The organism is Actinomadura geliboluensis (genome assembly GCF_005889745.1).
Classification (GTDB): domain Bacteria; phylum Actinomycetota; class Actinomycetes; order Streptosporangiales; family Streptosporangiaceae; genus Spirillospora; species Spirillospora geliboluensis.
The window spans coordinates 1-11,207 of the sequence record NZ_VCKZ01000303.1; the positions used below are offsets into that span (position 1 = coordinate 1).

Annotated in this window: 10 protein-coding genes, 1 pseudogene and 1 riboswitch; of the genes and pseudogenes, 3 read left to right on the forward strand and 8 right to left on the reverse strand. The window is 70.0% G+C overall.

Translation table 11 applies throughout. The features are described from left to right. Nucleotides 1–754 precede the first annotated feature (754 nt). From ETD96_RS47015 to ETD96_RS31780, 3 genes are read right to left on the reverse strand one after another with little or no spacing between them, the layout of a single operon-like run. Nucleotides 755–1,513, reverse strand: a complete 759-nt coding sequence (locus tag ETD96_RS47015) for an RDD family protein (RefSeq protein ID WP_240808370.1) — start codon at nucleotides 1,511–1,513, stop codon at nucleotides 755–757. A 7-nt stretch (nucleotides 1,514–1,520) separates the two neighbouring features. Next, a complete protein-coding gene (locus ETD96_RS31775; protein WP_138640181.1) occupies nucleotides 1,521–2,336 on the reverse strand; it encodes an RDD family protein in 816 nt (271 codons plus the stop codon). Next, complete coding sequence (locus ETD96_RS31780; RefSeq protein WP_387078145.1) at nucleotides 2,333–2,863, reverse strand: amino-acid N-acetyltransferase; 531 nt, start codon at nucleotides 2,861–2,863, stop codon at nucleotides 2,333–2,335. The genes ETD96_RS31775 and ETD96_RS31780 overlap by 4 nt, the downstream gene beginning before the upstream one ends. Nucleotides 2,864–3,132: 269 nt before the next feature. After that, a riboswitch (cyclic di-AMP (ydaO/yuaA leader) is annotated at nucleotides 3,133–3,339 on the forward strand. Nucleotides 3,340–3,342: 3 nt separating this feature from the next. On the opposite strand from ETD96_RS31780, the gene ETD96_RS31785 reads away from it, so the two are divergent. Then, complete coding sequence (locus ETD96_RS31785) at nucleotides 3,343–4,323, forward strand: C40 family peptidase (protein ID WP_240808371.1); 981 nt, start codon at nucleotides 3,343–3,345, stop codon at nucleotides 4,321–4,323. A 284-nt stretch (nucleotides 4,324–4,607) separates the two neighbouring features. Here the strand turns inward: ETD96_RS31785 and ETD96_RS31790 are convergent, their stop codons facing one another. Beyond that, nucleotides 4,608–4,838, reverse strand: coding sequence for a transcriptional regulator (locus ETD96_RS31790; protein ID WP_021591725.1), 231 nt, complete (start codon nucleotides 4,836–4,838; stop codon nucleotides 4,608–4,610). Between the two features lie 490 nt (nucleotides 4,839–5,328). Here ETD96_RS31790 and ETD96_RS31795 point away from each other — a divergent pair, with 490 nt between their 5' ends. After that, nucleotides 5,329–6,351 carry a LacI family DNA-binding transcriptional regulator gene (locus ETD96_RS31795; protein ID WP_171069323.1) on the forward strand — a complete coding sequence of 341 codons (1,023 nt, stop codon included), beginning with the start codon at nucleotides 5,329–5,331 and terminating at the stop codon, nucleotides 6,349–6,351. Between the two features lie 202 nt (nucleotides 6,352–6,553). Continuing rightward, nucleotides 6,554–7,795, forward strand: a complete 1,242-nt coding sequence (locus ETD96_RS31800) for a cytochrome P450 (RefSeq protein ID WP_138640183.1) — start codon at nucleotides 6,554–6,556, stop codon at nucleotides 7,793–7,795. Here ETD96_RS31800 and lysX read toward each other — a convergent pair. The 4 genes and pseudogenes from lysX to ETD96_RS31820 form a co-directional block, all read right to left on the reverse strand. Beyond that, nucleotides 7,782–9,236: a bifunctional lysylphosphatidylglycerol synthetase/lysine--tRNA ligase LysX gene (lysX, locus tag ETD96_RS31805; protein ID WP_240808372.1), complete on the reverse strand. Its 1,455-nt coding sequence runs from the start codon at nucleotides 9,234–9,236 to the stop codon at nucleotides 7,782–7,784. The genes ETD96_RS31800 and lysX overlap by 14 nt on opposite strands. An 85-nt stretch (nucleotides 9,237–9,321) precedes the next feature. Then, complete coding sequence (locus tag ETD96_RS31810; RefSeq protein ID WP_138640185.1) at nucleotides 9,322–10,104, reverse strand: type III pantothenate kinase; 783 nt, start codon at nucleotides 10,102–10,104, stop codon at nucleotides 9,322–9,324. Between the two features lie 14 nt (nucleotides 10,105–10,118). Further along, nucleotides 10,119–10,976, reverse strand: coding sequence for a carboxylating nicotinate-nucleotide diphosphorylase (nadC, locus tag ETD96_RS31815; protein WP_138640186.1), 858 nt, complete (start codon nucleotides 10,974–10,976; stop codon nucleotides 10,119–10,121). Further along, a pseudogene (locus ETD96_RS31820) lies at nucleotides 10,973–11,207 on the reverse strand (hypothetical protein); the annotation flags it as partial. The gene nadC and the pseudogene ETD96_RS31820, both read right to left, overlap by 4 nt.

The following is an 11,207-nucleotide window of genomic DNA, read 5'->3' on the forward strand; positions in this document are numbered from 1 at the left end:
CCGCGAATCATCGAGCGCCCCGCCGTCCGGCCCGAGGCGGGAGCCGCCGGGGACCAGGGACGACGCCGGACGCCCGCGAGAGAACGCCTGAAGCCGCACGGAACCGCGTATGGGCGCGCAAGGGACCGGTATGCGGACGGGTATGCGCGGGAGATCAGCCGGCAACGGAATGCACAGATCATCGCCCTGACCCGGGGATGTGGAGAGATAACCGGACCGGGAGCCGGGCCGAAAATCGGTTCCGGCGGGGTGCGAGCGGAAGTCGCCGAGCGTGATCCCCGACGAACCGCGCCGCGCATGGTTCAGCCAGGGAAATCAGGTGATTGTGGCACAATCCGACCGCCCGTTGCCTACTTCAACAACCGCCCGGCCGGGATCCCCGGGGCGAACGCCGCCCTGTCCGCCCCACGGCGCGCATGGGCCCGGGAAAGTCCGTTCCGGGTGAGACCCTGTCCCATCCAGAGTAAGTCCAGTACCGCTAAGAAGCGACACCGCAGGCGGCACGGCAAGGGGCGGCCGAAGGGCATTCAATCCGGAGGCGGCATCCGGGACGAGACAGATCCCCGCTCGATTCAGGGCCGTAACCGGAACGAGCTGGGATTGACCCGGCCAAGCCCGTGCGTCCGAAACAGACCCGGCCATCTCTCCGCAAAAGCATGTAGAAGGCAGCGAATACCCTCGTGCCGCGATGCATCCGGGCGTGTAACCAGGGATCAAGGCGCCGTGAGCGTGCCCGTACGCGCGCGAGTGGCCCTCAGAAGGCCGGGGAATCGGGCGTCCCGCGCTTTACCACTAGCGTCCCCGCGAGCCTGTCATGGACGGCCTGGCGGCGCGTCCCCTCGAAGATGACACCGGCGTTCACGACCCAGAAGACGCTCGCCAGCACACCGGCCACGGGAATCGGGCGGATCGCGATCGGCAGCGAATAAACCGCCGCGCGGAGAACGCACTGCAGAACGCCCGGCCGGGCCTCGGCCTCCACCCGCTCAGCGAGCCCCTCGGCCGCTGTCTCCGCGTGAGTGGCCTCCGGCGCGCCCCCGGGGGAGGACTCGGGCGAGGGAGGGGCTGAGGCGTCCTTGGGCGTCCCTGCCTCCGCGGGCACGGCGGCGGGCCCTTCGGGCTTGGCGGCGGGCACGAACCCCGGCACGGACGCCGGGAGGAAGCTCACTCCGCCGTTGGCCGCGGCACCCGGCTCCCCCGCACCCTGGGCGGCGCCAGCGCCCCCTGCGGCCTCTTGGTCCGCCCTGGCGCCCGATAGGGCGGATGTTCCCTCCGGCAGGGCGGTGACGACCTCTATGCCCGCGAAGCGCTTGCCGAGCGTCCGGCCCCAGAGGGCGAGCTGGACCGCCTCGTACAGCAGCATGCACCCCGCCACGGCGGGCGGGGCGACGACGTCCACCAGGTGCCCGGACACCAGTTCGCGGACGACGACGATGACGGGCACACCGACGATGAGCGTGTCGACCACGCGCGCGAGCAGGCGCTGCCCCGGGTCGGCGAGGGAAACCGCCATCGCGGACTTACTCCGCGTACTCGGTGTACTGGTCGTCGCCGTACTCCTCGTACGTGCCTCGCTCGTCGATGACCAGCGTGCCGGCGAAACGGTCGTGCAGCGCCTGGTGCAGAGGCTGGTCCCAGATCGCCCACAGGTAGGCCATCAGACCGCCCACCCAGACCAGCGCCATCCCGTACGCGGCGTACTCCCACACCATCACCGCGAGGACCAGGAAGAAGAAGACACCGACCTGGTAGCCGACGTGGACGATCCCAGCGCGCCAAATCGCCTGCGTCGTGGTCATCGGCTCACCCGCGGGACGGGCCTGCACGATGCCCAGGCCCAGGATCCGCTTGCCCAGCGTCCGCCCCCACATGGACAGCTGGACGGCCTCGTAGAGGAACGGCAGCACGGACATGACGAAGAACAGGGTGAAGATGATGGGCCAGTTCCAGACGCCGGCCTCTTCCTCGTCGTTGCCGCCTTCACCGCCCAGGCCGAACGCGGCGACCGTCACGGGCAGGATGAGCGCGAACCCGAAGACGGCGACGAGGGCGTTGTCGATGACCCTGGCGCCGGCCCTGCGGTGAATGGGCGCCAACTCCATCTCGCTGCCCTGGGAACCATAGGAGCCTTGGGAGTCGCCGTACTGGTCGTAGGACGGCTCGTAGGAGCGCCCCCAGTCCTGCTGAGGTTGCTGGGGCTGCTGCCACTGCTGCTGTGGCTGCTGGTGCTGTGGCTGCTGCTGCCACTGGGGACCTTGGTACGGGGGCGGGGGACCGTAGGCACCCTGGCCCTGCGGCGGTTGGTAACGCCGTCCGCGGTGGGGGGAATCGCTCATTTGGGGCAGTCCTCCAGGCGAAGCAACATCCGGGTGTTGCCCAACGTATTCGGCTTGACCCGGTCGAGGTCCAAGAACTCTGCCACGCCTTCGTCGTAAGAGCGGAGAAGCTCCTCATACACCTCAGGCGACACCGGTGTACCGAGGATCTGCTCGAAGCCGTGGCGCGCGAAGAAGTCCACCTCGAAGGTAAGGCAGAACACCCTCCGCACGCCGAGTTCACGCGCCGTCTCCAGCAGGCGGGCGACGATGCGGTGGCCGATGCCGCGTCCGCCGTACCCCTTGTCCACGGCGACGGACCGGACCTCCGCGAGGTCCTCCCACATGACGTGCAGGGCCCCGCAGGCCACGACGCGCCCGGGCGTCCCGTGCTGGACGTCCTCGGCGATCCAGAACTCCTGGACGTCCTCGTACAGCTTGACCGTCGACTTCTTCAGCAGGCGTCGCCCCGACCCGGCGTACAGATCGACCAGCCTGCGGATCTCCTGGACATCGGCGGTACGGGCACGCCGGATCACGACCTCCACAAACAGGCGAGATTATCGAACACCGGACCTTGCCGAACGTCGGCGTGCGCATACGCGTGGTGAGCACGGCAGAAGGGTGACTAGATAAAAGCGACTAGATAGGCCGCTCGGGCCGCTGAAAAGTGACCCAGAACACATCGCCGAGGGCCCGCGGAGGCCGCCGGCGGAAGCGCGCCCCGCCCGTCCGACCTGCGACTTCACAGGATCTGGTTGGCATCCAATCCGCATTCCGTTAGTGTCCATCGCTGACATCGGCCACCCGCAGAACGGAGGCCGAACCGCCGAGTCCACGGGCCGCGAACCAGCGCCCCGAGGAGCCGGGGACCCACTTTCGGAGCGTTTCCGGGGATTGCCCCGAAGCAGCCGCCGTCAGGGGTGAATCCGCAGCGCCGCGGCCTGGCCCGCGCACGCTCGCGGACGGGCTGCTCCGGCCCCAACCCGTCAGCTAACCCGGTAGGCGGTCGAGGAGAGGAGAACTCGTGCAGCACTCGCGGTCTGCTTCCCTTCGACGCTTCCGCGGCCGCGCGGTCACCGTGGCCGGCGCGCTCGTCGCGCTGACGGCCGCTCCGCACACCGTCGCCGTCGCGCACGCCGATCCCGAGCCGTCCACCAAAGAACTCCGCTCCCAGGCCTTCAAGCTCGCCGACCAGCTGGAGCAGCTCACCGAGCAGTACAACGGCCTGAAGGTGAAGCTCGCGCAGTCCAAGCGCGCCGCCGAGGTCGCCACCGAGAACGCCGAGCGGCAGGAGAAGTCGCTCCAGGCGATCCGGCAGAAGGTCGGCACCCTCGCCGCGACCAGCTACATGCAGGGCGGCTCCGATCCGACGGTCTCGTTCGTCGCCTCCCAGGACCCGCAGGCCGTCCTCGACCAGGCCGCCACCCTCAACTACTTCGCCAAGCGCGACAGCACCAAGGTGCTCGGCCTCATGCAGGCGATGCAGGCCGCCCAGCGCGCCCGCAAGTCCGCCGAATCGCGCGCCGCGCAGGTCAAGCAGCTGCGGACCCAGCTCGACGCGCAGCGCAAGAAGGTCACCGACGCCTACGAGAAGGTCCGCGGCACGATCGTCAAGCGGGACCCGTCCCAGCTCGCGAAGCTCCCCGTCATCGGCACCGGCAAGGCCGCCCAGGCGCTGCGGTACGCGATGGGCAAGCTCGGCCGCCCGTACGTCTGGGGCGCCTCCGGGCCGAGCACCTTCGACTGCTCCGGCCTGACGATGTGGGCCTACAAGCAGGTCGGCATCAACCTGCCGCACTACACCGGCAGCCAGTGGAACGCCGGCACCCACGTGTCGCGCAGCCAGCTCCAGCCGGGCGACCTCGTGTTCTTCTACGCCGACCTGCACCACATGGGGATGTACATCGGGGGCGGCAAGATGATCCACGCGCCGCACACCGGCGACGTCGTGAAGATCGCCTCCATGGACGGGCGGCCCTTCGCGGGCGGCGTCCGCGTCGCCTGACCCGGCCCACGCCCGGTCCCGGACGCCACCGAAGCGCATGCGCAATACGAGTGTGCGCAGGACTGAGTGGGTGTGCGCCTACTCCGCGGATGTGCGACTGCGGATGTGCGCATGACTAGGGGATCCATGGGGGTTGAACGCCGTCCGCGGCGACGCCACCTGCAGGGACCTACCTGCCAGGGCGCCGGCGCCGCCGCTGCGGGGTCGGACGGAGTTCGGTTCGCCGCCTGGATCTCTCGGTGACGCTCGCCCGTCCCCTGGCGAGCGTCGGGGGGTGAAGCCGGCTAGATGAGCTGCCTCCGGGCCGCCCACACCACGGCCTCGATAGGAGTGTTGACCTCCAGCCGGTCGCAGATCGTCCGCAACCGGCGCCGCAAGGTCCGTGCGCTCAGCTCCAGCTTGCGTGCCGCCACATCGGCGGTGACACCGCTCGCGATCTGGGCGAGCAGCCGGATCTCCTCCTCGCTCAGCCCGAAATCGTCGGTGCCACGACGTGCGAGTGTGGCTGTTTCCACTCCGTCCTCCCTCGTCCGTGGTGATGACCGCGGGGATGCAGCCGTCCGCTGCACAGGCACGGGTTGGGCCTCGATCTGTACGCGCGTTGGGTTGCCGGGTCCGGAGCCCTCCGGACTTAGATCATCGGGTTCCTTTGCTGTCTCACGAGCTTGGCCGGAGGTGGCCGCCTGGCCGATTGCGGGGTCGTACGGGGGAACTCCGGGTGACGATTCACTCGTTGGTCGTCCGAGGGAGACGGGATGAGATCGCCAGCCATCCGCATCCGGCCCTCCTCGTCGGACTCGCCGCGTCTTGCCGCTGAGCAAGATCGTGAATCGTTTCAAGCTACGCTTCGGCTCGGAACGCTAGGCGGCCGGATCCGGCCCGTCAAGCGCTGTCCAAATGCGGTATGCGTCCGATCGGCGACGTTCCGTAGTCGCTCGATTTGCTCTGTACCGCGCATAACTCCACTACCTGGGGAAACACTCCTGGGTCGGGACGAGGAGCGAGTTGCCACAGACCAGTATTCGTGAGGTCGCGAGGCGGGCTGGAGTCTCAGTTGGGACCGTTTCGAATGTCCTAAACCGGCCAGACCTCGTGGCCGAAGCTACCCGTGACCGCGTCCGCGCGGCGATCGAGGAGCTCGGATTCGTGCGGAACGAGTCCGCACGGCGGCTCCGGCGGCGCCCCGAGCGCACCGCGGGCGAGTTCGGCGATCAGCCGCGGCGCGCCTTCGGCATCGTCGTCGAGGACCTCGCCAACCCGTACGCGTCCGATGTCGCGCGCGGCGCCGAGGCGGCCCTCAACGAGGCGGGCCACGACGCCCTCTGGCTCTCCAGCGACCACTCGTCCGCCAAGGAGCGCCGTTCGCTGGAGCTCCTGGAGGAGCAGCAGGCCGCCGGGGTCCTGATCATCCCCGTCGGGGGGAACCCCGGCGACATCTCCCGGCTGCGCGCCGCCGGCATGAGCGTCGTGGTGATCGACCGCGACTCGGCCGACGCGTGCTCGGCCCGGGTCGACCATTTCGCGGGCGGGGAGATCGCCGCCGCGCGGCTGCTCGGCATCGGCCGCGAGCGGATCGTGTTCGTGACGGGCGTCCCGGAACCGCTGCCCTGCGTCGACCGCCGCGACGGCGCCGCCCGCACCCTCGTCGAGGCGGGTCTCGGCGAGCCCGCCACGCTCGTCCAGGACGCCCTGAGCCCCACCGAGGGCCAGGCCGCCGCCCACGAGGTCATGGCCCTGTCCCCGCGGCCGGACGGTGTGTTCTGCGCCAACGACCTGCTGGCCATCGGGCTGATCAACGAGCTGACCCGGCTCGGCGTCCGCGTCCCGGACGACATCGCCGTCATCGGCTACGACGACATCGAGCTGGCCGCGAGCGCCGCCGTCCCGCTGACCACGATCCGGCAGCCGCGCCGCGAGCTGGGCTGGGAGGCCGCCGAACTGGCGCTGGCGGAGATCGGCGAGGGCAAGTCGCACCAGCACCGGCAGGTCGTCCAGCGCCCCGAACTGGTAATCCGCGAAAGCGCCTGACCACCATGGGCCAGGGGCAATGAGGCCCCGGCCCGCCACCGTCACCGCGTGCGGGATGGCCCCTGCGGCCCGCCGGATTCGCCCCCGAGACGGGGCGGAGCACGCGAAAGCGATCAACCCCGACCTTCAAGACGACAAGCCCGGCGCGCGCGGCGCCCGGAGCACTATTGACATGTCGTCTGATCTCCGGGTGACTGGGGATATGGAGGACAGGACAGCCCAGGTCGTGGAGGCCGAGGCCGCGGCGGTGCTCGGTTTCGATCCAGGGGATCCGGCGTTCCGGGCCGACCCGTACGCGCACTACCGGCGCCTTGCGGCCGGTGGGCGCCGCCTGCACCGCACCGAGGTCGGCCTGCGCGTCACCACGTCCTATGACCTGTGCGAGCAGGTCCTGCGCGACCCCCGGTTCGGGCACCGGCCGGAGGGCGGCGGGCTGTGGCGCGAGTCGCGGGTCCGGAACCGGTCGTTCCTCACCCTGGACCCGCCCGACCACACCCGGCTCCGGCGGCTGGTGAGCAAGGCGTTCACCCCGCGGCTCGTCGAGCGGCTGCGGCCGCGGGTCGAGGCGCTGGTCGACGAACTGCTGGACGGCGTGTCCGGCGAGGTCGACCTGATCGCGACGCTCGCGTACCCGCTCCCCGTCATCGTGATCAGCGAGATGCTCGGCGTCCCGCCACGGGACCGCGACCTGTTCAAGGGCTGGTCCGACAGCCTCGCCCGCGGCCTCGACCCCGACTTCCTCCTGCCGGAGGACGAGATCGGCCGGCGCGAGACGGCCCGCGAGGAGTTCGCCGCGTACTTCCGGGACCTCGCCGCCGAGCGGCGCGCCCGCCCGCAGGACGACCTCCTGAGCGCCCTCGTGAGCGTCTCGGACGGCGGCGACGTCCTGTCGGAGGAGGAACTCCTTGCGACGTGCGTGCTGCTGCTCGTGGCGGGCCATGAGACGACCGTGAACCTCATAGGGAACGGCGCTCTGGCGCTCCTGCGCGATCCCGCGCAACTGGAGCTGTTCAGGGCGCGGCCTGAGAACGTCCAAGCGGCCGTGGAGGAGCTCCTCCGCTACGACCCGCCCGTCCAGCTCACGCTCAGGGCGGCCCTAGAGGACGTCGAGCTGGACGGTACGCCCGTAGAACGCGGAAGGCTCGTCCTACTGCTGACCGGTGCCGCCAACCGCGACCCGGCCGTTTTCGACGATCCCGACCGTCTCGACCTCACCCGCTACACCGAAGGCCGGGACGCGCCACGTCACCTGTCGTTCGGGCACGGCATCCACTTCTGCCTGGGCGCACCACTGGCCCGGCTTGAAGGCCAGGTCGCGCTGAAGAAGCTCTTCGAGCGCGACGTGGCCCTCGCCGGAACCGATCCCGCGGGCGGCGGCCTCGTCTACCGGGACAACCTCGTCCTGCGGGGCCTGCGCGACCTGCCGGTCACTATTCGGGCTTGACCAGCGGGAACAGGATCGTCTCCCGGATGCCCTTGCCGGTGAACGCCATGATCATCCGGTCGATGCCGGCGCCCATCCCGCCCGTGGGCGGCATCGCGTACTCCAGGGCGCGCAGGAAGTCCTCGTCCAGCTGCATGGCCTCCGGGTCGCCGCCCGCGGCGAGCAGCGACTGCTCGGTGAGCCGGCGGCGCTGCTCGACCGGGTCGACCAGCTCGGAGTAGGCGGTGCCGAGCTCCGTCCCGAAGCCGATGAGGTCCCACTTCTCGGTGAGCAGCGGCTCCTCGCGGTGCTGGCGGGTCAGCGGGGACGTCTCGACCGGGTAGTCCATGACGAACGTGGGCTGGACGAGCGTGTGCTCGATCAGCTCCTCGAAGACCTCCTGGACGAGCCTGCCCTGCCCCCACTTCGGGTCCCACGAGATGCCGCGGGCGTCGGCGAGCTTGCGGACGTCCTCGATCGGCGTGTGCGGCGTGATCTCCTCGCCGAGCGCCTCCGACACCGACCCGTACAGCGTGATGCGCGGCCACTTCGGCAGCCCGAGGTCGATCTCCACCCCGTCATGGACGACCACGGTGGTGCCCAGGGCCGCGACGACGGCCTTCTGGTACATCCGCTGGGTCAGGTCGGCCATGTCGTTGTAGTCGAGGTACGTGCCGTAGGCCTCCAGCATCGTGAACTCCGGGTTGTGCGTGGAGTCCGCGCCCTCGTTCCGGAAGTTCCGGTTGATCTCGAAGACCTTCTCGATGCCGCCGACGACGAGCCGCTTCAGGTACAGCTCGATCGCGATGCGCAGATAGAGGTCCATGTCGTACGCGTTGATGTGCGTCTTGAACGGACGTGCCGCCGCGCCGCCGTGGATGGGCTGCAGCATGGGCGTCTCGACCTCGAGGTAGCCCTCCTCGTGCCAGAAGTCGCGCACCGCGCGCACGGTCGCGCTGCGGATCCGCGCCATCTTGCGGGCCTCGTCGTTGACGATGAGGTCGACGTAGCGCTGCCTGACCCGCGCCTCGGGGTCGGTCAGCCCGGCGTGCTTCTCCGGCAGGGGGCGCAGGCACTTCGACGTGATCGCGAACCGGTCGGCCATGACGGACAGCTCGCCGCGGCGGGACGTGATGACCTCGCCCTCGACGCCGATGTGGTCGCCGAGGTCGACCTCGCGCTTCCAGAAGTCGAGCTGCTCCTGGCCGACGTTGGCCAGCGACAGCATGACCTGGAGGTCGCCGCCGCCGTCCCGGATGGTGGCGAAGCACAGCTTGCCCGTGTTGCGGATGAGCATGACGCGACCGGTGACGCCGACCTTCTCGCCCGTCTCGGTGCCCGGCTCCAGGTCCGGGTGTTTCGCCCGGATCTCGGCGATGGTCGCCGTGCGGGGGAAGGTCACCGGGTAGGGGTCGATCCCGCTCTCGCGGAGCCGGTCGAGCTTCTCCCGGCGCACGCGCATCTGCTCCGGGAGCTCGTCGAAGGTCTCGTCACTCACGTCCCAAGGCTATCCAGCCCGCCGGACGCGCCGCGAACGACTTCGTCCCCTACGGGGTGTTGCGCTCGTAGATGAGGCGCAGCCCGATGAGCGTCAGCCACGGCTCGAAGACGTCGATGCTGCGCGATTCCTCCAGCACGAGCGGCGCGAGGCCGCCGGTGGCGATGACCGTCACCTCGTCGGGGTCTTCGGCCAGCTCGTCCGACATGCGCTCGACGATGCCGTCCACCTGGCCGGCGAAGCCGAAGATTATCCCCGACTGCAGCGCCTCGACCGTGTTCTTCGCGATCACGTTGCGCGGCCGGACCAGCTCGATCTTGTGCAGCTGCGCACCGCGCGACGACAGCGCGTCTATCGAGATCTCTATGCCCGGGGCGATCGCGCCGCCGACGTACTCGCCCTTCGCGGACACGGCGTCGAACGTGGTCGCGGTGCCGAAGTCGACCACGATCGCGGGCCCGCCGTGCGTGTGGACGGCGGCGAGCGCGTTCACGATGCGGTCGGCGCCGACCTCCTTGGGGTTGTCCATGCGGACCGGGACGCCCGTCTTGACGCCCGGCTCCACGATCACCGCGGACACGTCGCCGTAGTAGCGGCGGCACATCTCCCGCATCTCGTGCAGGACGGACGGGACCGTGGAGCACAGCGCGATGCCGCTGATGTCGGTCTCCGCCAGCAGGGGGCTCTGCTGGACGAGGCCCTGCAGGACCACCGCGATCTCGTCGGCGGTGCGCCGCGGATCGGTGTTGATCCTCCAGTGCTCGATCACCTCGTCGCCCTCGAACAGGCCGAGGACGGTCTGGGTGTTACCGACGTCGATGGTGAGCAGCATCAGGTCCCCGCTGGTCAGGAAAAGTCAAGGCCGATGTCGAACACGCGCGCCGAGTGCGTCAGCGCGCCGACGGCAAGGTAGTCCACCCCGGTAACGGCGACGTCTCGGGCCCGCTCCAGGGTAAGGCCACCACTGGCCTCAAGCTCCGCCCGCCCCGCCACAAGGCGCACCGCCTCGGCCATCTCAGCGTCGGTCATGTTATCGAGCAGGATGCTCGTCGCGCCCACCTCCAGCGCCTCCCGCACCTGCGCGAGAGTGTCGCACTCCACCTGGATGTGCAGGGACGGGTACACGGCGCGGATCGCCTCGTAAGCCTTCGTGACGCTACCGGCCGCCGCGATGTGGTTGTCCTTGATGAGCGCAGCGTCGTGCAGGCCCATCCTGTGGTTGACCCCACCGCCGCAGTGGACGGCGTACTTCTGCAGGGCGCGCAGCCCCGGAAGGGTCTTACGGGTGTCGCGTACACGGGCCTTGGTGCCGTCCATGGCGTCCGCCCACCGCCGCGTCGCCGTCGCGATGCCGGACAGGTGCGTGAGCAGGTTCAGGGCCGTCCGCTCGGCCCTCAGCACGGCCCTGGTCTGCCCGCTGACCGAGATGAGGACCTGCCCCGGCACCACGCGGTCGCCGTCCTCCGCCTTCGCCTCGTAGGCGACGTCCAGCGCCTCGAAGACCGCGCAGGCCACCGGGACGCCGGCGACGACACCGGTCTCCCGCGCCCGGAGGTCCCCGGCCGCGGTCTCGTCCGGCGCGAAGATCGGCGTACTGGTGACGTCGACCTCCCCGTCCTCGGCCAGCGCCGTCCGGACGAGGTTTTCCACAGCCTGTGGATCGAGCCCGGCGGCGCTGAGGCGCTGCGAGAGTTCAGGTGTCATGAGCGCTTTCCTTCCAGAGGTTCGTACGTGGTCGTCAGGACGTTCCCCGTCAGCCGCGTCACCAGATGCCCGCGCCACGCGCCGTCCGCCCGCTCGGGGAAGTCCTCCCGCCAGTGGCTCCCGCGCGTCTCCTCCCGCCGCCGCGCCGCCAGCGCGATCGCGGACGCGACGGTGTACAGGTTGGTGACCTCCCAGGCCGCCACCCCGGGCTCGGCGTCCCCGCCCGCGAGC

Excerpts from the sequence above, each read along its gene's own strand:
- ETD96_RS47015 (WP_240808370.1), bottom strand. The coding sequence starts at position 1,513 with ATGGCGGTTTCCCTCGCCGACCCGGGGCAGCGCCTGCTCGCGCGCGTG.
- ETD96_RS31775 (WP_138640181.1), bottom strand. The coding sequence starts at position 2,336 with ATGAGCGATTCCCCCCACCGCGGACGGCGTTACCAACCGCCGCAGGGC.
- ETD96_RS31800 (WP_138640183.1), top strand. The coding sequence starts at position 6,554 with ATGGAGGACAGGACAGCCCAGGTCGTGGAGGCCGAGGCCGCGGCGGTG.
- lysX (WP_240808372.1), bottom strand. The coding sequence starts at position 9,236 with ATGCGCGTGCGCCGGGAGAAGCTCGACCGGCTCCGCGAGAGCGGGATC.
- ETD96_RS31810 (WP_138640185.1), bottom strand. The coding sequence starts at position 10,104 with ATGCTGCTCACCATCGACGTCGGTAACACCCAGACCGTCCTCGGCCTG.
- nadC (WP_138640186.1), bottom strand. The coding sequence starts at position 10,976 with ATGACACCTGAACTCTCGCAGCGCCTCAGCGCCGCCGGGCTCGATCCA.